This window comes from Granulicella sp. WH15 (assembly GCF_009914315.1).
Classification (GTDB): Bacteria; Acidobacteriota; Terriglobia; order Terriglobales; family Acidobacteriaceae; genus Edaphobacter.
The window spans coordinates 2,277,442-2,301,771 of the sequence record NZ_CP042596.1 but is presented as its reverse complement, the minus strand read 5'-3'; the positions used below and the strand labels follow the sequence as shown (position 1 = coordinate 2,301,771).

General features: G+C 54.3%; 13 protein-coding genes. 6 read left to right on the top strand and 7 right to left on the bottom strand.

The window, feature by feature from the left end; genetic code table 11:
* The first annotated feature begins 2 nt into the window (after nt 1-2).
* On the top strand, nt 3-2,102 hold the full coding sequence (locus FTO74_RS09625; protein ID WP_162537955.1) for an FUSC family protein: 2,100 nt from the start codon (nt 3-5) through the stop codon (nt 2,100-2,102).
* Nucleotides 2,103-2,868: 766 nt separating this feature from the next.
* On the opposite strand, the gene FTO74_RS09620 is transcribed toward FTO74_RS09625, so the two are convergent.
* From FTO74_RS09620 to FTO74_RS19515, 4 genes are all read right to left on the bottom strand, one after another.
* Entirely contained in the window at nt 2,869-3,216 is a 348-nt protein-coding gene (locus FTO74_RS09620) for a hypothetical protein (protein WP_162537954.1), read from the bottom strand.
* Between the two features lie 798 nt (nt 3,217-4,014).
* Nucleotides 4,015-5,115: an alpha/beta hydrolase-fold protein gene (locus tag FTO74_RS09610; protein ID WP_162537952.1), complete on the bottom strand. Its 1,101-nt coding sequence runs from the start codon at nt 5,113-5,115 to the stop codon at nt 4,015-4,017.
* A 212-nt stretch (nt 5,116-5,327) separates the two neighbouring features.
* Nucleotides 5,328-8,660, bottom strand: coding sequence for a carboxypeptidase-like regulatory domain-containing protein (locus FTO74_RS09605; protein ID WP_162537951.1), 3,333 nt, complete (start codon nt 8,658-8,660; stop codon nt 5,328-5,330).
* 379 nt (nt 8,661-9,039) lie between these two features.
* On the bottom strand, nt 9,040-9,810 hold the full coding sequence (locus FTO74_RS19515) for a biopolymer transporter Tol (protein ID WP_162537950.1): 771 nt from the start codon (nt 9,808-9,810) through the stop codon (nt 9,040-9,042).
* A 415-nt stretch (nt 9,811-10,225) separates the two neighbouring features.
* Between FTO74_RS19515 and FTO74_RS09595 the strand changes: the two genes are divergently transcribed.
* On the top strand, nt 10,226-11,164 hold the full coding sequence (locus FTO74_RS09595; protein WP_255462598.1) for a VOC family protein: 939 nt from the start codon (nt 10,226-10,228) through the stop codon (nt 11,162-11,164).
* 117 nt (nt 11,165-11,281) lie between these two features.
* On the opposite strand, the gene FTO74_RS09590 is transcribed toward FTO74_RS09595, so the two are convergent.
* Nucleotides 11,282-13,255 (bottom strand): winged helix-turn-helix domain-containing protein, encoded by a 1,974-nt coding sequence (locus FTO74_RS09590; RefSeq protein ID WP_162537949.1) that lies wholly within the window; start codon nt 13,253-13,255, stop codon nt 11,282-11,284.
* Between the two features lie 328 nt (nt 13,256-13,583).
* Here FTO74_RS09590 and FTO74_RS09585 point away from each other — a divergent pair, with 328 nt between their 5' ends.
* Both FTO74_RS09585 and FTO74_RS09580 read left to right on the top strand, forming a co-directional pair.
* The gene (locus FTO74_RS09585) at nt 13,584-13,778 is read left to right on the top strand and encodes a hypothetical protein (protein ID WP_162537948.1); all 195 of its coding nucleotides are present in this window, start codon (nt 13,584-13,586) and stop codon (nt 13,776-13,778) included.
* Between the two features lie 119 nt (nt 13,779-13,897).
* On the top strand, nt 13,898-14,326 hold the full coding sequence (locus FTO74_RS09580) for an MGMT family protein (protein WP_162537947.1): 429 nt from the start codon (nt 13,898-13,900) through the stop codon (nt 14,324-14,326).
* A gap of 466 nt (nt 14,327-14,792) precedes the next feature.
* Here the strand turns inward: FTO74_RS09580 and FTO74_RS09575 are convergent, their stop codons facing one another.
* Entirely contained in the window at nt 14,793-17,801 is a 3,009-nt protein-coding gene (locus FTO74_RS09575; RefSeq protein WP_162537946.1) for a putative Ig domain-containing protein, read from the bottom strand.
* A 230-nt stretch (nt 17,802-18,031) separates the two neighbouring features.
* A complete protein-coding gene (locus FTO74_RS09570; RefSeq protein ID WP_162537945.1) occupies nt 18,032-19,189 on the bottom strand; it encodes a hypothetical protein in 1,158 nt (385 codons plus the stop codon).
* 513 nt (nt 19,190-19,702) lie between these two features.
* Between FTO74_RS09570 and FTO74_RS09565 the strand changes: the two genes are divergently transcribed.
* Together FTO74_RS09565 and FTO74_RS09560 are read left to right on the top strand one after the other, a co-directional pair.
* Complete coding sequence (locus tag FTO74_RS09565) at nt 19,703-20,485, top strand: hypothetical protein (RefSeq protein WP_162537944.1); 783 nt, start codon at nt 19,703-19,705, stop codon at nt 20,483-20,485.
* A gap of 270 nt (nt 20,486-20,755) precedes the next feature.
* On the top strand, nt 20,756-24,280 hold the full coding sequence (locus FTO74_RS09560; protein WP_255462597.1) for a TonB-dependent receptor: 3,525 nt from the start codon (nt 20,756-20,758) through the stop codon (nt 24,278-24,280).
* Nucleotides 24,281-24,330 lie beyond the last annotated feature (50 nt).

Genomic DNA, 24,330 nt, shown 5'->3' with positions numbered 1-24,330 from the left:
CCATGGCTCGAAATCTTCAGGCATTTCCGACGATCAGCCGCGCTGCGAGTGTAATCCGTGCGGAGCTTGCCATGTATCCCGGCAGGCTCTCGCTTATCTTTAGAATTGTGCTCGCCTGTACCGCGGTGATGGTGCTGGTGATGGTTTTTCGCATACCAGCCGCTGCGCTTGGCGCCTACTACCCACTGCTGCTTTCACGCGACAGCCCGCGAGCAACACGGCGATCCGCGTTACGAACGTCAATAGCCTGTACGCTCGGTGCAGCGGAGATCATCCTTGGAGCGATGCTCTTTGCGGGCTCGCCGTTCCTGCACTTTTTTTGGCTGATAGCGAACCTTCTTGCCGTCTTCTATCTCATCAGCGCGATGAAGCTCTACGACGCGGCCGTGGCTCTCGGAGTCTTGGTGGCTTCGGCGATGACCATCTGGGATACGGGGGCTTCGCCTGCGACCCGCGTAACGCTCACCCTGTATACGCTCCTCTCCATTTTGATGGCATGTGTGATTTCAGCCCTCATCGAGACACTCTTCGCTCAGACGCATTCTTCGGACGCAGTGCTCGATGGGATCCAACAGCGCCTGGTGCTGGCCGAAAAACTCTTGAATCAAAGCGGTGACATCGATGCCAACATCACCCCAATTAGGATTCAGTTAGAACGCTATGCAACGAAGGGCACGGGAGATCTCCGAGAACTGCTTGTCCATTCGAGCTACGACAGCACCTACAAGTCTCAGCTTGCAGCCGTAATTGCCTTGTCCGGACAACTGATAGAACTCTCTGTGAATCTTGGGGAAACCGTCCGTCTGCTGTCGCTTCCCGATACTGTTCGCTGCAACTCGATCGCACAAAATATCACAGGGATCCGGCTTAGACTTGTAAAGGAGCAGGCGCCTGACTGGCTAGAGCTTTCCGATGAGGATCGATACGGGAATCCGGTACTCGCCGAAATTGAGAGAAATATTGAGTTGATCGCAGAAAGCTTTTCCGGCAATTACTCACCACAGCACCACCATTTGTCCGAGCCCGGCGAGGAACAGAAACTGAAGATTTTTCAGGATGATGCCTTCAGCAACCCGGATCATCTCAGGTTTGCGATTCGTGGAACCCTGAGCGCGATGGCCTGCTACCTCCTTTATACAAGCGTCGGATGGATGTTTCTCTCGGGATCGGTGACAACCTGCATCCTTACGGCACTCACGAATACAGGCGCAACAAGGCATAAGCAATTGCTTCGATTCGCTGGCTTTATCCTCGGTGCCTGTATTCTCGGCTTTGGAGCCCAGACGCTGATTCTGCCGCGGATCGATTCGCTTGCTGAGTTCACGCTCCTGTTTGCCTTTGTGATGGCGATCGGAGCATGGGCGGCTACGTCGAGTCCGCGCCTGGCTTATCTTGGGTTTCAGATTGTGCTGGCCTACGACCTCACGAATCTCAACCGCTTCACCTTGAACACCTCACTGCTTCCGGCTCGCGACGCAATCCTTGGGATTGTTCTCGGGATTGTTGCAATGTGGGGTATCTTCGACCACTTGTGGTCGCGCTCTGCTACAACAACGATGCGGGCTATCCTCTTGATGGCGATCCGAGATGTGGCGCGACTGGATCAATCGAACAGCGCTGAGCAGAGGTACCAGGCGCGTCGCTTCCAGGCAGAGTGCGATCGAATCAGTCGTAACTTCGATAAGATTCGTACCCTTTCTGACCTTTCGGTCTTTGAGTCCTTCCCAAAGAGCCAGTCCGACGCTTTTATGGACTATTGTGTCGAATCCTTCCTTCCTCAGTTACGCGCCTATCTTCTCGTGAAGACTGGCCTGCTCCAACTCAGCAGGACGATCGATGCACGGCATGCTGAACTAGTCGATGATGTGAGGCTTCGCTCCTCAAAGATCCTTCTCAACGCGGCTCAATCCATCGAACGGTATCCGGAAGCACCAATTGGAGGGAGCGACCCTCAGAACAAGCTGCTTCTGGAGTCGATCAAGAAGGCGACCCGCGAAGCCAGGGGCGGCCAGGGAAACTCGTCCACAGAACTCCGACTTTGTTCTTCGCTCCTGGATCTTGCCATGCATGTCGAGGTACAACTTCAGGCTCCAAGTGTTTGAAGAAGTGCTGTTTTTTCGGCGGCGCAGGAGCAACTCCCGGGCGACGAAATGACAGCCCGGTTCTCGGATTGGCCGCGAACCTCCGTCGAGAATGGAACGAGTCAGTGTTGATTCGCGGCCCCGGAACGCATTTCTGTGACTAAATATTTAAATGCCTTGAGTTGTTCGCAATTCCGGGACTTTCTCGGGAGGCATGAACTTTGTCGCTATTCCCATTAAAGGGAATAGCGGCGGCGGGCATCCAACAAATAGAAGAATGTTGCATCGTCCAGAGCTGTTCTCTTTGAAAGTGATTATGAGACCTCGGCCGAGATCTGGACAGATTGACCTGAAACCGGCCTGAGCCCGCACTTGAATTGCGGGCCTTTCCCCGCACCGTTAGATGCAGGATGTTTTGCGGCTGCTCTCGACACACGCGGATCGCTGAGAGCAGCTCCCTATCAGGACTACGGTTGCCGAGTAAGGTGTGGCCTTTCATTTTGCCACAGTTGTCGATACCGTCTTACGACTTTTCTCGAAACTCAAGTCAAAGCATGAAGGTCCAGTCTTCGCGTTCTTCCAGACAAAGCGATTCCAAGGAGTGAACGGGGCGAAATGAATTGATTTAGATGGGACGCCCACTGAAATACCAAGAATGTCATGCACAAAACGGCATAGATAGACTGCAACACCCCAGCCGCACTTTCTTGCAATATCGGCCCTCATGGGACGAGACTGATCTTTACTTCCATATTGCGAGGGCCACCACTAGATTGAGCCGTTCAAATCAGTGAGCAGCAAGTTGCAGTTCGTCCACAGCGCCTGCGATGGCAGTCGTCCAGACGGGGAATGTAGCGAAGCGCAAGTCAGGGTTATACCGCCAGATCGCATCGAGATCTGGAGAAGAGTAGAAGGGATTTTCTGTTGTCATTGCCAATGCCGCGTGATTGAGAAGTCTGCGATCGTCTGGACCGCAGAAACCATAGAATGGCATCAGGGTCGTCTCGCTCTCTTCTCCATCATGACCTGGAATGAGAGAACTATCGGCGCTTGCTCCTTCAAAAAAGCGTCTACCGGTGGGACCTTCGCCCACACAGCGGGTTTCGATTGCACCGCGGATACTTTCCGCGATCATCAACCAGTCCTGTGCCAGCCGGTCGTCACGGTGGAGGATTGCATTGCGCGTTCCGCACCCGACTGGAGCTCAAAGACTGGCTCTTCCGCTTGTCCACGGTACAGTTTCTTCAGCAGAAGCTGCCCATCTCCGCACCAAATTGCAAGGTAATCGGATGCGGTTTGCGGATAGGAGCCTGGATCAAGAGCACGCGCTTCTTCAAGGAGATTCTCTAAGCGAGCGCGTAGGTGCGACTCAGGAATGGAAATGGCGTGATGTTCTCTGAACGCGCGGTGCAGAAAGGTAAGAGTGAAGGCGCCGGGTGGGCTTCTCAGTAGCCGCACAGCGGGATTCTCGTGAAGCCGCTCAGTTTCCGATAGATCTATGGCGCAATAGTCGATGTGGTCACTGATATCTACGGCTTTCCAAAAGGTGAATGTCTAGGAGATGAGCAGCATTATCAATTATTTAGCGCAGAGTTTACATAGTAAGGTCGGGCTTGGAATCTTTTGGGGGATCAAAATTTCAAATCTCACTCGTTGGCCTCAAGCGGCATTCGACAACAGGGGAGGACACCGACGACCCTTGGTCGAAGTCGAAGGTCTCAACTTCTACATTTAGAAGTAGAGAGAGTAGAACTAATTTGCAGTGTGGCGAAGAAGTCAGGAAGCGAACCAGAAGAGCGATGAAGTCGGCCAAGCGATGCCTGTGCCAACCATGTGTCTTGCACAGCGAAATCAGCCTTGAACAGCCCATGCAACTGTTCTTGAAGAACATTTTGATGTCGCGTGAGGAGCCTGAACAGTCGCGAGCATACTTTTATGGCTCGCGGTTGAAGACGGTTACTCGAAATGGCGGCTTAACGGCCTCGTCTGGATCCTGAACAAAGGTCTCGGAGGTTTTCGCGGGGTCGTAGCTGCGCCAAAGCCATATCATCTCCTGCGCGAATTCAGCGCCTCCTTCTGCCGCAGTATGTGGCCCCTTGCCAAAGGAGAAATGAAAATCATAGCCTTTAAGCTTCAGCGCGTTCGCCATGCTGATGTTGCCCATAGGCCAGGAACCGTATTGAGGGTTCTCCTGGTCGTTGTTCCCATCCTGCAGCCAGACGCGAATGTTGCGATGCTCTTCGCGGAGGATCTTAGCTGGGAAGTCTTGACCACCATCCAGCTGTTCCGGGGTCTCATGCCATTGAATGGCGGTAAAAGAACCAATCCATGTGATGATGCGGCTGAAGTCATCGGGTCTTTGCCACCCGGCATTGAACGCGCAGATGCCACCTGAGCTGAGCCCTGTGATGGCGCGGGAGTAGGCATCGCTGCGCAGGTTGTATTGTTTTGCAACTTCAGGAATCAACTCATCGTGGAGAAAACGTGGATACCTATCAGAGACAACATCGTATTCTGTTCCGCGCATGGCCGTCTTCATTGTGTACGACCACTTCTTGGCGCGGGCCTCGACCACCTTGTATGTAGGCGTCCCAGGCGAGCCGGAGATATCGCCGGGATCGGTAAAGATTGCGATCATGATCGGAATCTTTCCTTTGGAGATTAGGTTATCCAGAACGTTCAGGGCTGGGTGGTCGCCATGACGATTGATGTAGCCTGCACCGTCCTGAAACACCATTACGGCAGCAGGTTTTTGCGGATCGTACTGAGCGGGGACATAGATCCAGTAGTCGCTCAGCATACCATCGTAGATTTGGCTTCGAAGCGTCAGTTTTTCGGACAGCTTGCCAACGGGAACGCCAGGGTGCTGCACTGCATCACCCGTCAGCACCGGTGGCGCGGGTGCCGGACCAGAGTTCGGGCCACCAGGTTGTTGGGCAGCAGTAGTAGTCTGGGGCGCTATGGGTGGCTGGGCGGCCATCGACAGCGGCAGCATAAGAGTCAATAACAAGGAGCTAGCGAGAAACGTCGACAAAGCGGTTCTCCATTTGTGTGTCACGGGCGAGATTCATACAGTATCAGAAGAATGTTGATGCGGCGAATGCGGATCGCCGCGCCCGTCAGGCCACGTATTAGTTTCTCCGGCTTCAATGGCGGACTCGCTGCTCCCGCAGTGGTCTCGGATTCGCAATCTAGATACGCCTTCAACCAGCCACAATCGCTTCTGGCTAGTTGAAGGCGCACTCTCTAGAATGAAACCTTAAGAGCGAACTGGATCTGGCGAGCCGTTGCAGAGCCACTAATTTTTCCGAACAACGGACTGGTCAGAGTTCCATTTGGATTGCTGAGATTGACATTGTTGAAGAGATTGAACACCTCTGCGCGGAACTGCACTGTAGATTCTCTCCAAGCCGGAAAATTCTTGAATCCAGAGAAGTCTGTATTGACGAGCCCAGGGCCAAACAGCGAGTTTCTTGCGGTATTGCCGTAAGGTGTACCAGCCGGTACCTGCGCAAACGCTGCCGTATTAAAGAATCCCTGAATCTTCTGCGCTCGATTCAGCCCTCCCCGGAACGGATTTCCAACCTCATTGGGTCGATCGGTAGAGATCCCATCGAGATTAGAGTCCACGCCGGAGGTCACAGTGAACGGCGTCCCTTTTCGGAGCGTCGTGATCCCATTGACCTGCCAATCGCTCAAGACATACCTCCCAAACACTCCAAGGCTGTTTACCTTTGGAGTTTCCCAAATGTAAGACGCTACGAAAACATGCGGGATGTCATAGTCAGATGGTGCGCGATCTCTGGAGAGGTTGTTCTGATCCGATAATGTCAGGGTAATATTGGCTGGGTCGATCGAACTGATATCGAGAGACTTGGCATAAACATAGCTGGCTAAAAATGAAAACCCATGTGTCAACCGCTTGGTGAGCGTTGTTTGGAGCGCGTTATACGTGGCATTGCCAGCATCAGCATTTTGAACAATTGAGCCGAAGACATAGCTGTTTGGCGTGGGTTGATACGGACGCCGGGCATTGAGTCCCGCTGTTGACGTGCTGGCGCCAGGAGTATAAATCGGTGCGTTTTGATCTCGTGAGATAAAAAACTTGCGCGACAGGCTACCCACATAAGCGACTCGGAGACTCCAGTCTGTGCTCAACTGACGCTCGATGGTCAGGTTGTACTGATGCACATACGGGAAACCCGCGCCCGGCTTGACGCCGCTCAGAGTAGCGCCCGGAAAGAAGACTGCGGGATTGGGATTGACCGATGGACCATACATTCCCTGGTAAGGAAAAGGATCTGTACCAGGGGCATAGGGTGCAATGAGGTTAGGCGTATGTGAAATCGTATTGTCCAGGATGAACGGCTGCTGTTCCGTATTCGTGATCTGTCCGGCCGCCCTGTCAGCATAGAAGATCCCGTAAGCGCCGCGGACCGCAGTCTTCCCATCTCCAAAAACGTCGTAGCCAAATCCGACCCTAGGTGCAAAATTTTTGTATTGAGTGTTTATGATGCCATCCGGTATACCCGGATCTCCAGCCGTCAACAAACCGAGCGGCGCATTAGGAAAGCGCGTTGACTGGACATTGGGCATGAACGTGCCGAAGTTGTTCTGTCCGGAAAATCCGTAGAAGGCTTCCCAACGCAGTCCGAGGTCCAGGGTCAGTTTATGTGTAGCCCGCCAGTTATCCTGTACAAAAAGAGCCGGGTCGGGATTATGCAGTGTATGGAAGATGCCGTTGTTCTGCCGCAGGGATAATGCATTGCCGAGTAGAAAATCGGCCAATGCATTCGTCGTTTGATACCCGTTGAAGGTCACTAATCCGCCCGAAAGATAAGATCCCTGTTCGCGCATGATGTTCCAGAAGAAAGAACCACCCAGCTTGATCGCATGGTTTCCGATATTCCAGTTGAAGGTGTCTTCAATCCCAATCGTCTGTTGATAAGCGTTATCGTTACCCGGCGCAGCCAATCCCATCTGAAAATAGCCGGTGATCGCGATGACCGGAGAGGAGAACGGGAGTGCTCCATATCCGACCGTGCTGCCGAGTTGGTCCCAGGTAACAGCTGGCAGCTCCTGACTGATGTAAGCGTGACTCAAAGTGTAGAAAGGACGAATGGTGTTGAGCTTGTTTGCGGAGATCGTCCATACGTCGCTCAGGACTACATTGGACTGCGAATCGTGCTGGCCTCCCACGCTGTAATCCAGAATCTGGTTGGAAGACTGGCCGGGATTATTGATCAATCCGGTTGACCGGAAGAATGTTCCGGAGAGCAGATGGCTGCTGGTCGGTTGGACGTCAACGCGAATCAAGTACTGATTTGCGCTGGTATTCGCGGAGGCCTCTTGCTGGGGTGATAAGCCGGTGACCGGGTCCGCTAACGGGACGTACTTGAGCAAGCCTTGTGCGACCGGGTCAAGCAGGGCCGGACAGATGACTCCCTGTACTCCATTGCAGCTGTACGGTGCCCCATTGGCCATCTTGGGCCACTTGCTCGCGGGAAGAGCCGAGAAGTCGCCTTTGGCCTGGGCCGGGGTGGGCAAAGACACACTGCTTGGGGCGATGATTGTGGGCGTTCTGATCTGCAGTCCCTCATACGAGCCGAAGATAAAAGCTTTTTTGTGAATGATCGGACCACCGAAAGTTCCGCCGAACTGGTTCTGTTTCAATGGAGTGACAATAAGATTGAAATAGTTCTTCAGGTTCAGGGCACTGTTTCGGAAGTAATCGTAAACAGAACCGTGAAACTCGTTGGTCCCCGAGCGCGTGATGGCGTTCACGACAGCGCCCGGGAAGCGACCGTACTCCGCGTCAAAGTCGCTCGTCAGCAGGCGGAACTCCTGTAGTGCATCCGGATTGGGAACGAGCAATCCGCCTTGGTTGAAAAGCGCCGTATTGAACGCCCCATCCAGGTAGTACGAATCTTCGTTCGTGCGATTCCCGTTCACGCTGAACTTCGTCCCGTTGAAGTCGCCGACCACGGACTGTGCGCTGTAAGTGGTGACCCCTGGGACGAGCTGGACGAGGCTATAAGCAGCTCTTCCGTTAAGGGGAAGATCTTCAATCCGCTTCTGGTCAACCGTGGTCGTCAACTGAGAGTCTCGTGTTTCGACCAGTGCACCTGCCGAGTCGACTGTGATGGTCTGCGATGTATTCCCCGGGCGCAGTTTGAAACTCACGTTAATGTTCTGGTTTGCATCCAGATGGGTCGCCTTCTGAGTCTGACTGCCGAAACCAGGACTTTGTACTGCAACCGTGTAGTCTCCTGTCGGAAGCGCCGGAAAAAGATAATTGCCAGAGTCGTTAGATGAACTGGTCTGGGTGATGCCCGTCTGAACGCTAGTGATAGTGATCGCAGCATTTGGAATTACTGCGTCAGTCTGATCTGTTACAGTCCCGTACACTGACCCGGTTGTCGTCTGCCCGATCGACTGACCTGAAATTGCGGCCAGGAAAGCGACAAGCACCGTAAGAGTTCTTAGAGTTCTTCTGCCTATTCCCAGTAGGCCTGCTGGCGTGTGATTCAAATGAAGCAGATTTTCATTTCTGGAAGTGTATATCGATTCTTGGATCATGATTGATTCCTCTTTCCAAGCGGTTTCCCGCAGGTTCTGTGGCGCTCCTCGAAACAAATACATTGATGGCCAACAAGTAGAACAGCACTAAGAAAGAAAGCAAAGGCCGAGACTGACGGATGTACCGCTCCGGCTTCTGAGGAAATCATTTTCTCTATCGAGCACATAAACCGTAACCCGACTCTTCTGGCGCAGGTCTGCTCCGCTACCGGTTCGATCTCTCTGACTTTTGACCACTGCGAAGACAGAGAATCGGAACCGGAAGCAAACTAGAAGCTGCCGATACTCGCTGTCCTAAAAATCTTCTAAAGAAAACCTAAAAATTCTTCCTAGCTCTTTTACCCGGCATCAGGATAGGCAGGCATTCCAACTAATGTGGTCAATGCAGCTTTTCAGCGCTGTTTTCCAGCGTGACATTGGCGAGCACGCCGGTATCAACGGTCACTGGGTAGTGCGAACAAAAACCGACTCCGACATAGAACGGCCCATCGAAGTGGATGCTCAGCGGCGGACCGAACTGATGCATCGGTTCTCCCTTGACCGAGATGAACATGGCGACTTCATCTCCATGTTTTTGGATACCGATGCGCTGCGGCATGACCGCAGGCAGAAGGCTGCCTCCGATTCGATATTGCATGTCCTTGATCTCGGCGTTCTTCTGCGAACGCGCGGCTAGGTGCACCATGCCCGTGCCATGCTCGCCAACCATAATTTCTTTGGAGTCGTCCTCCAGGTCCTGGCGCAGGATGAGAACGATCTTACGGTCATGTGGCGTCGAAGGGATTGGGAAGGTTCCATCGGCCGCCAGCGAGATATCGCCAGACATCTTCTTCCAGAGAAAACGGAATTCGTCGCGCGTGTACCAGATGTTATACCCGGCGGAGTTGATCGTGTACTGCTTGGTTGCCGCGTCGTATGTTGCGCTTCCGGGTACGAGCGGTCCGCCGATATCAGACTGCCCCTGAAATACGCCGATCGGCTGGTCGAATGTCTTCGTCGCCCGGTGGAAGTCGACGGGAGGCGCATATTGCTTGTGGGTTGGTGAACCCGGGAGCGCCCAATCTGGCACCTCTGGCGTTCCCGGTGTCTGGACCGCCGCCGCTTGTGCAGGTAGAAGTCGCGTTCCGGCACATAACGTTGCCGCGAACATGAGGGCAAGCTTGCAACACATGCGTCCTGAATTGAATGAGTATAGTTTCATAGTGTTTGGGTAACCTGGCTCACGAGAAAACCAATCTTCTCAGCCGGGGATCACCCTACGAACTAAACCCTCAGATTGTCCTAAAGAAAATCTAAAAAAAACTTCAAGCTGCAAATTTAAGTACAAACCTGCGCCAAGGCACTACTTGAAAGCCCTTGGTGCAATCTCCCCGCGCTGTCGATTGGGGACGAACGCGCCGTCGATCAGTATCTTCTCGCCAGCACTCCCGCGCGACAAACAAAGGCTTTTAGTTATTCTTTGGAACTTCATTAGGACAGATCCACCGCAACACCACTATTATTCGGTTCGACTCATGACTTCGGTCGGCTCGCGATTGAATCGGCCGCCGAACCCTGGAGAAAGAATGAAATCAAATCTGACACCCTACGCCATGTTGACTGTTCTATCTTTCGTTTCTGTCGCTGCCAGCGCTCGGGCGCAGCAGTCCAGACCACTCATCACCGGTATCTCGCACATCAGCGTTTACAGCACCGACAGCGCTAAAAGCGAGGCCTTCTACGTGAAGAATCTCGGCGGGGTAAAGCGCAGTGACCCCGAAAACGCGCAGGGAGTGCGCTTCTACTTTTCCCCCACCCAGTTTGTTGAGGTGCTTCCCCTGCCGGCTGAGCACACTATCAGCCGCCTCGATCACGTCGCATTTGTCACCGTCAACGCTGACGCCCTGAAAGCCTACATTGGGGCTCATGGTATTGCCGTTCCAGCCAAGCTTGAAAAGGGTGAAGACGGTAGCCTTTGGTTCGACGTACAGGATCCCGAAGGCAATAAGGTTGAGTTCGTCCAGCCCCCGGCAAGTCCGGCCCCGGTTAATTCTTCAACTGCTATCAGCAATCACATCATTCATGTCGGCTACATGGTCCATAGCCGGACTGCCGAAGACGCCTTCTACCGCACCGTCCTGGGTTTTCGCCCTTATTGGTACGGCGGCAACAATACGACAGTCGTGAACTGGGTTTCGCAGCAGGTGCCCGATGGCACTGATTGGATCGAATACATGATGGCGCAAGGCCCCGAGACGAAAGGCATCCCATCCACCATGGAGGCTGCCCAACTCGGTTCAATGGATCACTTCTCCCTGGGGGTCTTTGACATGAAAAAGACCGCTGAAATTCTTTATGAGGGCGATCGCATCCCGGAGCGAGCTAGCGGACCCAAGATCGGCCGCGATGGAAAATGGCAGTACAACCTGTTTGACCCGGACGGCACACGCGCCGAGACGATGGAGTTCAAGGCTGTGGTCAAGCCCTGCTGTTCCGACTTCACGGCCTCCAGCCCAACCAAGTAGAGAATTCCCACTGCAGACTGGACGGCCTTCGAGCGGTGGACCTCAAGGGCCGTTCCCCGCTCCACCCGCTAACCGAGCACTCGTACTTGCCACCCATCCCCGCATCGACCCTCAGATTCAGTGCTTGATGTGAGTCAACAGTGCTTCAAACGCGGGATCGCCACGCAGTGAATCGAGCGTCGGATCCACCTTGGCGACCACCATGGTCGTCGAGTGATCTTGCACCGCCTCGCTGAACGCAGCAATCGCTTCTTGTCTGCGTCCCAGCCCTAGCAGCACCAGTCCGGGGCTGTTTGAGGGTACATAGTGCGCCGTACTGCGTCTCCGCAGCTGGTCCAGCATGTGTTTCGCCCCGTCTGGATTCCCGGACCGCGCCAGAGCATATCCCAGCAGGCCCTCAATCCATGGGTCGTCGTCTCCGCAGAGCTCCAGCGCCTTGGTCAGCTCAGCGATGGCAGCTTTGTTATCGCCTGTCGCCAATTCCACCATGCCCAGCCGGGCTCGAGCGCGGGCGAAGTTTGGATCAAGCTCCAGCACCCGCTGCAGATCGCGTTTGGCACCTGCATAATCCTTGGCCAGATACTCGATGGTCGCAGCATGAGTGCCGACGGTCAACGATAGTGGATCCAGCTTCTCGGTCAAATGAATTTCGTACATCGCCTGCGGAAACCGGCCCAAGGCCGCGAGGTCCAGCGCATACCAGTAGTGCGCCATTACGTAGTTGGGATTCAACTGGATGGATCGCTCAAATTCGCGTTCGGCTGCCGGTAAGTTCCAGTCGATATAGAGATAAATCAACCCCAACGAAGTATGTGGTTCAGCCAGAGTCGGATCAAGCTGGATCGCCGATAGTGCTGCAGAACGCGCCTCAACATTCGCAGATTTGCCCGGCATCACAAACAGTGATGCAGCCAGAGCATACGAATCCGCGAGACCCGCATAGGCTGGCGCATAGTTTGGATCGATTGCGATAGCCCGCTTGAAATACTCCGCGCTTTTGCTCAGCCCATCCACAGTCCTTAGATTCCAGAAGTAACGGCCACGCAGGTATAGCTGGTACGCGGGCGCATCATTGTGGTTCGATGTGCTTTGTACCAGCTTCTTAGGAGAGGCCATGGCGCCAAACCGATGCAGCACCGTGGCGGTGGCATCCCCAGCATCCTGCTCCAACTGAGAAATATGATTTGGTCTTGCGGCAAAACTTTCTTGCCAAAGCGTCTTTCCATCGCGCACTCGGAGGAGACGAAGCTTCAGCGTCATCTGTTCGGAAGAGTTCTCAACCGACCCTGTCAGGACTGCGTCAACGTCCTGTTCGTGTCCCGCCGCGAGCGGGTCCATAAAGCCGGTTCTCGTCTCGAGAGATGGTGAGTAACGCAGCACTGCGCTGGTTGGTCGAACCACCAGTTCAGTATCCAGCCGCGAGATTAGCCCGTCCGTGATAGCAAGCAGAACTACCTGATCTTCCGACGCTCCCGTCTCTCCGGCCTTGTTATCGACATAGAGAGGAAGCACCGCCAGAGAATGAATCGGCTTTGGTCTGCTCAGCAGGAGCCAGAATCCGATCAGCAAGGCCGTAAGCAGAAATCCTGCAACAATGGTCGGCAACCGCCATCTGTGAATCTTTAGCGTGGAAGCGTCTGATACCGTGGGGAGTTCTTGCCGAGGCGCTGACGGTGGTTCGAGAGTTGCATCTTCTATCGGCGGAAGCACCGGCGCGGCCGGCTCTTCATTCGCAGTCGTAGACCGCTGGATCTTCTCTCGGACATTCGCGAGTATCTGGACATCCGCAACAAAGCGATAGCCGCGTCGCGCGACTGTGTGAATGTAACGTCGATCGTGAGGATCTTCGTCTAGAGCGCGACGCAAGGTCGAGATAGCAACCGTAAGGTTCGACTCTTCCACAAATGAGCCCTTCCACACCTGCGTCAGCAACTCTTCTTTTGTTAGCAGGTCACCCGGACTTTGCAGCAGCATCAACAGCACATCGAAGGCGCGCCCTGGAAGCGGTTGCTCTTTGCCGTTCCTGATTAGAAGGCGATTCGCTGGATCTAATCTGAACCCATTGAACTCATAAATGACCGCGGAGCCCATAGACTGCGGCAGTCGAGCGATGGGCAGAGCAAGATTCGGGACCGGACTGTAGGTCAAGGACAGCATGGTGCGCAACTTTACCACGCGCAGCGGTCGGCTGTCTGACTCCATAAGGAGGCGAATCAAATCTCAACCATCATCCTCTCTTAATTGCAGCCGGAGCACCGTGAACCACCCCACGGGCTATGCTTTGGCATATCCATTCACACACAATGGATGCTATTCTCGGAAGCAGCCAAGATCTTTAAGTTATTGAAAATAAATTGGATAAATTCCGGCTCGAATTCCTAAATGGGGCCAGGTTATCGCGCATAATAAGCTCCGCAAGATGCTCCTGTCGGTTCCGGGCATTGGAGCCTGGGCCTCGGAGTACGTGGTCATGCACGAGTTCCATGATGACGACGCGCTTCCCGCCACCGATTATGTCTTGAAGCAAGAATTGAAGCGTCTTCCAAAAGTAAGCGTAAACAAGGTGCGGCTATGGCGCATACGCCGCCGCAGCCCTATGGAAGAGCTTCTCTGATGCGAGCGAGAGGCCTCGAGAAAATGTTCTATCGAAGGTATGAAAAGAGAACAGATAGTCTTGCATAATGACTGGGAGATAGGCCGCTCACTCGAGGCGGCATTGGGAGCGGAGAACGTATGAAGACTCCATCCAAATCGAAGAGGAAGGCGCCGTCGAACTACTTTGCGCTGGATCAGCTTTCAGTCGAGCGGTCCAAGCGACAGTTGTTGCGAGATGCTATACGGCCGAACGAAGAGCGGGATGTCGCGTTTCGTCGCATGATCCTTTCTATTCCCGCCGGGAAAGTAAGCACCTACAGCGTAGTTGCCGCAGCGGCAGGCTATCCGCGCTATCATCGAGCAGTCGCGCGCCTGCTGCGCACCGATCCTGTCGATCATCTGCCATGGCACCGCGTAGTGGGCGCCGGTGGAGAGATCAAGCTGCAGGGCGCTGCCGAATATGAACAACGGGCACGTCTGAAGCTGGAGGGGGTCCAGTTTGACGGTAAGAGGATCGACATGGAAAGGTTTGAGCATTCCTTTGAGACGTGGGAAGTCTACAGGTGATCGCCTAGTATGCGCTCTATCTAATCCGGAGAGGGTGGAACTGGTGCTAGATGAGACGATGCTCACGCTCTGAAGTACATCTGCGCGGCCAAATCATGCATACTCCACGTTCGGTTCAGAGTATTCTGCGTTGCCGCAATGCTCCTTCCTGCGTCAAGAGATGAGCCTTCACCATCAGGCGCACTCATCTTCAGGCTTGAGACGGCGAGCCACTTTCTGTCCGAAGACGAGCCCCTTCCAGTTGGAAAACTGTCTCCGGTCAGCGCACGAGGACTTAGCTGTTACGGAAGATCTACAAGTATTCGGTGGCCTGAGGTGAAGACAATGTAGTTGCCGGAAACGGCTGAAGCCCCGTAGTACGGGGAGTTTATCGTTGTTCCACCTGGAAGGCTTTCGGTCCAAATCACAGCACCGCTGGTGAGAGAGTAGATGGAATATGTGGCCGGTGAGTAGATGGCGTCGGAGTTCACAGTTTGAAAGCCACTGGGGATAGGTTGATTGATCTCTGGCGGGGCGAGTTGTGGGAGCGATTTGAGCGTAGTGATCTGCGTGCCGGTGGCGTCATAGATGACGGCCCCAGTGTAAACCGACGGCGGGGCACTCCCGCCGTGAAGGTATTCACGAGGACTCGATTGTTGTCAATCCAACCCGCCACGATCCCATTGATAGTAGCAGCCAGCACGCCATTTTTGTAGATGTCGGTCGTGGACGTGGATGAGTAGCCACCCAGCGTTGTTGCAATCAGACTGCCGTCGGGAGACAGGAACATGGTAGCAGTGCCCGTATAGAGTCCGGAGGGGGGATGATCCGACCAGATAATCGGCGAGCCGCTGAGGGGGGTGACCTGACGCGTGTAGTCGAAGTACAACCCATTATAAACTCCCAGAGTCTGGCCGAGAGCGTTGCCTGCACTTGACATCGTGAAGTCAAAGAGAAACGGCATAGTCGTCGTATTGTTGTATTGATACGGAAAACTCTTGGCGATGGTGCCTGCTGGCAGTGAATAAATGCTAAGAGTGCGGTCGGGTTCGTATTGCGAGTCAAGGTCGCTGGCTTTAGCAGCCAGAACAGTTGCGTCCGTGGAGAGCGCAATCTTCGAGCTGGTGAAGTTGATCGTCGAGACTACGGTTGGCGAAGCAGGATTGTAAGTGAGAATCTTGCCGCTGGCAGTGGCAATGGCCACCTGTCCAGGAACTCCGGCGATACTGAACGCATTGCCGTAACCGAAAAAGCGGGGAGTCGTCGCGGCGCTGGGGCCGTCGAGAACAACACCGCGCACATTGCCGACAGCCCACTGCGTGGGAGATACCGCAGCAAATACATTGTCGTACGCGACAGGAAGGGTGAAGTTAGTAAGTACTGGAGTAGAACCCGAGATATCAAGAACAGAAACCGCGCCGGCTCCATAAGTGATCAGACCAAGCGTAGAGCCGGACGGAACCGCTATTGAGTCCGCGCTCATAGGATAAGTAGCGGTAGGCGTAGTGGCACCGACGGGATACAAGCTAAGGTCAAGGTCCAGGTTAGGATAATAGGTCCAGAACCAGTTTGCGTAGCCGTGCAGGCCCTGCACATTGCCGAGAGCGAGCGTTCCTCCCTGTTGAACAGAGGCGGCAGAGTAGGTGTAGACATCGTAGACGGGCGGATTAAACCGAGAGCTGAGGTTCAACGTATTTGTAATGAAGTGGCTGCCGTCTGTAAACCATGTGTTAAAAATGCCCATAAAGGCGGGACCTGTAGAAGTGGCTCCGTCAGGGACGGAGTCTGTTTCAATAACGTTGGAGCCTGCAGGACCTAGAGCGATTTGAACTTGCCCCGTAGCGGCGAAGGCGTTCGCATGCGAATAGTCTCCGGATCGAGTAAAGAGGAGATGGCCATCCGTTGTGCTCCAAACGAACATGCCTGTAGCAAAGCCAGAGACGACATAACTGCCGTCGGTGGAGAGCTTCCACCAGGCTAAACTCCCTGCAGGCGGGTCCAGACTAGGTGACGTAAGAGTAGTGATGAGGCTTCCATCAGAGACAGAGTGAACTTCAACCGCGTTCGGGATGCCAATCGCCAGGACAGACCCGGCCATATCGGCCGGATACGGGATAGCTGCGCTTTGGACCCCCGGATCACCCTCGGCTAGCTGGCTGTCAGCTGTATAGTCCCACAGAACCCAATGGCCGCTGACGTCTTGACTGAAGAGACGAGTAGGTTGAAGGCGAAGGGTGTACATGGTGTTAGCGTGGCCGAGATCCAGCAAGCTGAAGACGCTGAAACTGTTCACGATGATCTGCACGCTCGCCGTTGTGCTGCCCGCGGAATTAGCTGCTGTCACGGTGTAACTTGCCTGGGTTGTTGCAGCAGTTGGAACACCGGAGATTGCCCCGGTCGACCTACTCAGGCTAAGGCCCGCAGGAAGTGCCGGGCTGACTGAGTAGCTACTTACAGTGCCGGTCACAGTGGGAGTATCCGTTGAGATCAACTGACCGACGTTTGCCGTGATAGTAGTTTGTGGATATACCAGGGCTGCTGGCGCCGCGGCGTTCACGACGATCTGCACGGTCGCCGTTGTGCTGCCTGTGGAATTACTTGCTGTAACTGTGTAAGTAGCCTGTGCGACGATTGAGGTCGGGGTGCCGGAGATTGCGCCAGTCGACTCACTCAGGTTGAGACCTGTAGGAAGCGCAGGGCTAACCGAGTAGCCCGTTATAGTACCGATGACGGTCGGTATATCCGTCGGAATTGCCTTACCGACCGTCGCAACGATAGTAGTTTGCGGATATACCAGGGTTGCTGGCGCTGCGGGGTTTACAACGATCTGTACGGTCGCGGTTGTGCTGCCTGCGGAATTACTTGCTGTAATTGTGTAGGTAGCCTGTGCGGCGACTGAGGTCGGAGTGCCGGAGATTGCGCCAGTCGACGCACTCAGGTTGAGACCTGTAGGAAGCGCAGGGCTAACCGAGTAGCCGGTTACGGTGCCGATAACCGTCGGTGTATCCGTCGCAATGGTCCTCCCGACCGTCGCAACGATGGTGGTTTGCGGGTACGACAAGGTTGCTGGCGCTGCGGGGTTCACGACGATCTGTACGGTCGCGGTTGTGCTGCCTGCGGAATTACTTGCTGTAATTGTGTAGGCGGCTTGTGCGGCGACTGAGGTCGGGGTGCCGGAGATTGCGCCAGTCGACGCACTCAGGTTGAGACCTGCAGGAAGCGCAGGGCTAACCGAGTAGCCGGTTACGGTGCCGGTGACCGTCGGAGCATCTGTCGTGATCGATTGGCCAATCGTGACCGCGATCTTCGTTTGTGGGTACGCGAGGCTTGTCGGCGCTGAGGGGGTTGCGGGCGGAGTGTTGCCAGAGGGAGAGGGATTGCCCCCACACCCTGTAATCGGGACAAAGAGACAGACGAAGGCCAGGATCACCAATCCACGAAAGAGAGCACGGTACGCTGACTGTTCTTTGACGAGAAAAACAGAGTGGAGGTTCAAGGTGTCCCAACCGATCTGATTGACAGGGAAACTCTACCACGTCAAATACAAATTCAGTCAGTGAAATCGAAGAGCGACGTCGTTTGCCAAAATACCATTCCTTATCAACGTAGAGTTGTGATTCAAAGAGTCATATCGCTTCCGTAGTGCCTTTAGAGCTGATTTACGCCGGAGCGAACGACCACTTGTTCAAACAAAGGGGGAAACTCTCCTGGGTTGGTGATCGGTGATCATTGTCCGTTAGCGGGTTTGATCTTGGGCAGCCATACTTCGATCTGCCCCTTCGGTGAAGGTAAGCCGATTCTTACAACGCGCGCATCTGGGTATGCCTTCCGCAGGATCTCGACACATCGATTCGCGATTGCTACATCCGACTCATTGAAGTATCTTACCTGCGCGGTATCGGGCATCTTCTGAGTTGGTATCTTCTGCACCTTAGGCTCGACGTTGGCTGAAGGCCAGCCGGAACGGAGGAGCTGAATGACCTTCACTCCCGAGGCCGCGTTATCCTGTACGTCCATCTGGACGTACATATGTGGCGGTGCGGGCTCATCGGAGGCAGGGGAACGGCTAGGAAGAGCCGATGCTTCCACAGGCTTTGGCGTCGGATGTGCTGCAGAGGCAGTCGACCCATTGCCGAACTCTGAAAGCAACTCTACGATCGGTTGGCTCTCATTGTCAGCGACGCTCACTGTAGACGATCCTGGATTGTCGTTGATGCTGAACCCGCCGATCTTTGCCAGTTGAGCTTTGACCGTTGCAGGATTGTCGACCTTCACAGTAAATGTCATCTTGCCGAGGACTGTTCCGCGGATCAGCCGCATACCCGGGTGTCCTGAGATGTACTTCCCGCAATTACCCTGTCCGGTGACCTGTTCCACCGACTTGTCGTCCATGATCTGAATCTGCGCGTCAGCGATCGTGTATTGAATATTTTGCGATTGCTTCAAGTTGATTCCAGCGCTATCTAGTCCCTGAAGAGCCCCGGATCCGAGGTTCGCCGCAAGGGCGGTGTCGCGTGACATTGTGTAAGAAGGGAATAGATGTTGAGCAGCGAGCGGCTTCGGGAGCGGTGTGGGGACGCAGTCTTCGAGGTCCGCTGGAACCGAGCCGGTCGGACGGAGCAGCGTACCCAGAGGGTATGCAGTCGTCGCCACGATCACACTGAAATCTTTTCCGCCGCCGTATTGCTGCAACACACGAGCAGCCAGATCCTGCTGAAACTGATCAAAGTCGTCCACGCTCTGCGCAGAAATTTGTTTGTCATCAACGATGGGGTTGAGGAGTGGATTCTTCGGTAGGTGGGTGAAATGCCAGCCAACGACAACGCCGACCAGAACCACTACGACAGCAATCGGTCCAATAATCTTTTTACCTGTGAGAGTCATCTATCGAGTCCTCAGCAAAAGCCAATCCTAAGTGCAGGCATTCAATCATCGTCTCAGAAAATACATCACTATGGAGAATTTGAAGCAGCTCACCGATCAATAACATGCCTTGTTCCTAAATGCCCAAAAAAGAGTGGAGGGCGCTGAGGGCTCCGCAAGAAGTCATGGTCTCTAAACCTTCGGTCGAAGAAAACACCTGGTGTGAATTGATACGACCGCGATGGGGCAGTCAAGAAATATAAGCTGGAGCTGGAGCCAAATCTAGATCGTTGGGATCGGCGTAGTGAGTGCAGTGAAACCCGGCAGCCTGCGGTTCGAAAGATTTCGCGCCATCAACAAAACCTCCAATTCGGAAAATCATTTATGGACTCCAAATCGCATGACATTCTGGAACTAATGAAACGCAAATGGGTACTCGTAGCGCTGCTTGGCTTCCTTTTCTTCCCGTGTGTCCAAGGCCAGAGCGGAGGTGGGGGGAATTCGACCGCGTCCTTGAATTCTGCGATAACGCCCGTGGCCGATACGGCACAGTTGATTGGGATCAGCGCAGAGCTTGACGAACTCCATCGTGCCTCTCAAGATGGTTTGCCTGGATCGCCTGAGCAATGGAGGATTCTGTGGCTACATCAACGAATCGTTGAGCGAACGACAGCCGTTCAATTGCAGATAGACGCCACCTTGGCGGAAATTGATAACGAGATTGCCCGAGCCACGGAAGTACGAGGTTTTCTCGCTGACCGGCGCGATAATCGCGTGACTCGAGCGAATCTTTTGAGCGCTCTTATAGGCGGAGGACTCGGAGGAACAAGCGCCGGATTACAGCTCTCGACGAAACAGACCGCGGCAGCCGCTGGGACAGGCATAACCGGGGGAGCTTTGGCCGCGGGAATCGCACTTTATGGTATCCACGCGCAGAGGGGGGAATCTCGAGCTCTTGAAACGGATTCAAACATGCTGGCGCAGTTCTTCGACCGGCCTGTACTCCCAACCAGTCGCTATCCCCCGATCGTTTGGCAATTTCTCAATGAAGTTGCGCAAAGCGACCCGGACCATATCACGCGGAGACAGAGGCTTGTGAGAACTTGGCTTGAGCTTAAACGCCTGGATCCTCCGCCTGGCACTCCAGCAGGTCAAGTAAAGATCGACCACGTCACGAGTATGCCTGAACAGCGTTTGGTTCTCAGCATCGATGATTTAGAGGACAGAATGGCGATGCTTCAGGACGTGCGAGCCAAGTTGTCTTACCTCAAAAGGGATCTAGCTGCACTATTGGAATCGTTGTCAGAAGTACATTGACTATCGCTTGAGTCATCCAGATGCTAAAAATCCGGTTTGCTGCAGGTACCAGTTGAGTTCACCGATCCAATGGCCGGGAGACACTGTGAGGCCTCCCAAAGTTAACTATTCCGACGGCAGGCGATTCTTCCATTGGACGTGTTTAGGCATTGGTTATGCCGAACCATGTTGTAGAAATACTGACAAAACGTGGACAAAGTAGTGACAAGCTCGCGACCTTTCTTCCTTACGCTTGGATGGTCAACGAAGATGTCACTTTCAGAGGTACACGTGAAGTTTTTCAATAATCTTGCTGTGTTTGCGCTCTTTCTCCTGGTGCCGGTGGGCGTCACCTTCGGCCAGACGCCCGGCACAGGCGCAATCTCGGGCCTTGTGTACGATCCGGCGGGACGCATCGTGCAAAATGCCGAGATTCAGGCGGTGAATGAAGCAACCCACGCCTCCCGAAAAGTGACGACAACGGCTGAGGGTTTTTACCGCGTACAACTGCTGCAGCCGGGACACTATTCGGTCATGGTCACCTCGTCTGGTTTTGCGCCTCATACCTCTCGCGCGATTGAGGTGACGGTGAGCGAGACGACATCGCTGAACGTATTCTTGGCGATTGCTACGACGAGCGCGAGCGTGCAGGTTACGAACGATGCGGAAGTGGCTGAGCTTGAAAGCTCAACGCTTGGAGGTCTGGTGAACGATACAGCAATCCAGGCACTCCCACTTTCGAATCGCAATTTCACCCAGATTCTCGGGTTGTCTCCAGGCGTGGTCGTAGATCTTCCGAACGCTACACTGATGGGAACCGGGTCGCAGAACGTAGCATCGGATGGGGCAACCCCGACGGCTAACAACTTTCAGTTCAATGGGGTTGACGCCAATAATCTGGTAGAGAACTCGTTCGCCATTGCCAATACCTCAGAGGTCGGCGTGGCCATTCCCGCGCCGGATGTGATTGAGGAGTTTCGAGTTCAGACCGCAAACTTCGATGCTGCATATGGACGCGGCACTGGAGCTAACGTCGATATGGTGAGCAAGAGCGGCACCAATAGGTTGCATGGCAGTGCCTGGGAGTTTGTCCGTAACAATATCTTCAATGCGAATGACTTCTTCCTTAAGCAGGCTGGACAGCCGCGATCTGAGCTGAAGCATAATCAGTTCGGTGGGACGCTTGGCGGTCCTATCGTACGCGATAAGACATTTTTCTTTGTGGGTTACGAGGGCTTGACCGAAGTCAATGGTCTGAGTCCAGGCTCGAAGATCACAGCGATCTATCCGCTTCTTACCTCCGACCGATCCGCGGCGGCGTTGGGTGCTTTGTTCTGTCCCGCCGGGCATTTGAACAATATGGGGCAACCTGCATCGGGATATCTTACACAGGCCGGTGGCGCTCAGGTTGCATGCAATGGCTCGAACATTAATCCGGTAGCACTCGCAGTACTCAATGCCAAGCTTCCCAATGGGCAGTTGGCCGTGCCTAACCCACAGATAGCCTTGCCTAACACAGGCACGGATGCGTCGGACCAGATGGCTATGGGGCAGTCGACGTTTTCTATTCCGGGGCGCTTCCGCGAGAATCAGTTTTCGACGAATATTGACCAGATACTAAGTCAGAAAAATACTCTGGCTGGGCGATTTTTCTATTCGCGTGCGACCCAGTCACAAGCGTTTGAGCCGAACGCTGCGAATGTTCCAGGCTGGGGCGGACAGCAGTTGGCCCGCAATACGATGTTTGTGCTGACGGATACGCACGTCGTCAATTCGAACCTGTTGAACGTCGCACGATTTGGCTACATGCGGTTCGATGGAAATTCGAGCATAGTAAATCCGCTTACGGCGCAAGCCATTGGGATAGACACTCCGACTGGTATGGTGGGACCGGGCACCAACGCTCCAGGTATCTGGGCGGGCGGACTCATGATCGGCGATGCGGGGACTCCTTCGCAGTGGCAGGTTACGAATTCCTTTATCTACCAGGACACCGTTTCATGGACGCACGGCCGCCACAATGCGCGTTTCGGCGTGGAGTTCAAGCGGCACGAGGTGGATGAAGACCAGCCGGTAGAAACGGACGGTCTGCTACAGATTGGAACCTTCAGCGATTTTCTGGTGGGGCAGAGCGCGGCGCAGAACGGAAGCTCCGCAGGATTGAGCAATGTGACGAGCGCTACGGCGGGTGGAGGCATCTTCCGCAGAAACGAGCGCTATACAGATTTTGGCGGCTTTGTGCAGGACGATATCAAGTTGACGAAACGGCTGACGATCAATGCCGGTCTCCGCTACGAGATATTCGGCGCACCGATAGAAATAGACGGACGCCTGGCAAACTTTAACGCCAACATCGCCTCAACGGGACCGGTTCCGATAGCAGGTACCTTCAGCGGATTTACCATGCCGTCAAACTTTTCAGGATCAGTGCCTGACGGAGTGGAGAAGACATCGTTCCCCGGGCTCTATAAAACACCGCTTGGAGATGTTTCTCCGCGATTTGGGTTTGTGTGGCAGGTGACGGACAAGCCGGTGTTGGTAGTTCGTGGTGGCGTCGGTATTTACTTTGACGAGCACTCTGGCAATCTTGCGGAGCAGACCCTCACTCAACCGCCATTTGCGTCTCTCCAGATTCTTTCGGCTAGTCAGAATGCTACGGCTACTTTGCAGCATCCCTTTGTACCTCACGTACTGCCCAATTCGAGTTATCCCGTCTTCACGCCGCGCACACCGACCTCAACTCCGTTCATTGAAGGTACGAACCCGAACATGCGCGATGGCAAGACTACCGAGTACAACCTGAACGTGCAGTATGCGCTGGGGCGCAAGTATCTCCTGGAAGTGGGATATGTGGGGACAAATTCGAACCACAGGTCAGGGCAGATAGAGTTCGATCAGGCTTCGCTGGCAAGTCCTCAAAATCCTGTGAACGGTGAGACGACGAACTCCATTGCGAATGCCGCTACCCGTATGCCCATTCAAGGTGTGAGCGAAGGATCATTGTTTACGGATTCGATCTTCGTCGCAAACTATAACGCGTTGCAGGTGAGTGTTACTCGACACATGCAACACGGATTTCAGTTCCAGGGGAGCTATACCTGGTCGAAGAACCTGGATGAGGTCGCCAACGAGACTGGAACGGATGTCTTCGAGCTCCAGTTGTCGACGAACGATCAGCACAATCTATTGTCATCGTACGGGTTGGCTGGAGACGACCGCGACCAGCGCGTAGTGTTCAACTTCACCTGGCAGACACCGAAGCTCAATCAGGCTCCGATGCTGGCTCGCTATCTGATAAATGACTGGGCATTTTCGGGGATTGGTGTATTCCAGGCCGGTATTCCGCTAAGCGTGTTCGACGGCAATGCAGGCTCCGTATACGCGTTGCTGTCAGGTGAGGTTAGAGCCCAGCGGACGGGCAAGAATCCTTCGACACACGGATCGCTGTTCTCTCGCGTGCAGAACACTTATCTGGACTCGGCTGCATTTACTCGCGCCCCCGAGGCTCCGAATGGGACGAGCCTTGCCGACCAGGACTTCGGCAACAGTGGTGTAGGTATTGTGCGTGGTCCAGGACAGCACAACCTGGACATAGCAGTCGAGCGCCTGTTCCCAATTAAGGGTGGAAGCAACTTCCGCTTCCGGGCCGAGGCCTACAACCTGACAAACACACCGCAGTTCGCCAACCCGAATACCAGCCTGGGTTATACAGATCCCACGCAGGTGAATCCGTCTGCCAGTTCAACGTTTGGCAAAATCACGTCGACTGTGACCAATCCCCGCATTATTCAATTCGGGGCAAAGTATCAGTTCTAACCAGAGAGATTGGGGCAGTGCGGGAAAACCTCTGCGTTGCCCAGTTGTTT

Excerpts from the sequence above, each read along its gene's own strand:
- FTO74_RS09625 (WP_162537955.1), top strand. The coding sequence starts at position 3 with ATGGCTCGAAATCTTCAGGCATTTCCGACGATCAGCCGCGCTGCGAGT.
- FTO74_RS09620 (WP_162537954.1), bottom strand. The coding sequence starts at position 3,216 with ATGATCGCGGAAAGTATCCGCGGTGCAATCGAAACCCGCTGTGTGGGC.
- FTO74_RS09605 (WP_162537951.1), bottom strand. The coding sequence starts at position 8,660 with ATGATCCAAGAATCGATATACACTTCCAGAAATGAAAATCTGCTTCAT.
- FTO74_RS19515 (WP_162537950.1), bottom strand. The coding sequence starts at position 9,810 with ATGTTCGCGGCAACGTTATGTGCCGGAACGCGACTTCTACCTGCACAA.
- FTO74_RS09595 (WP_255462598.1), top strand. The coding sequence starts at position 10,226 with ATGAAATCAAATCTGACACCCTACGCCATGTTGACTGTTCTATCTTTC.
- FTO74_RS09590 (WP_162537949.1), bottom strand. The coding sequence starts at position 13,255 with ATGGGCTCCGCGGTCATTTATGAGTTCAATGGGTTCAGATTAGATCCA.
- FTO74_RS09585 (WP_162537948.1), top strand. The coding sequence starts at position 13,584 with ATGCTCCTGTCGGTTCCGGGCATTGGAGCCTGGGCCTCGGAGTACGTG.
- FTO74_RS09580 (WP_162537947.1), top strand. The coding sequence starts at position 13,898 with ATGAAGACTCCATCCAAATCGAAGAGGAAGGCGCCGTCGAACTACTTT.
- FTO74_RS09570 (WP_162537945.1), bottom strand. The coding sequence starts at position 19,189 with ATGACTCTCACAGGTAAAAAGATTATTGGACCGATTGCTGTCGTAGTG.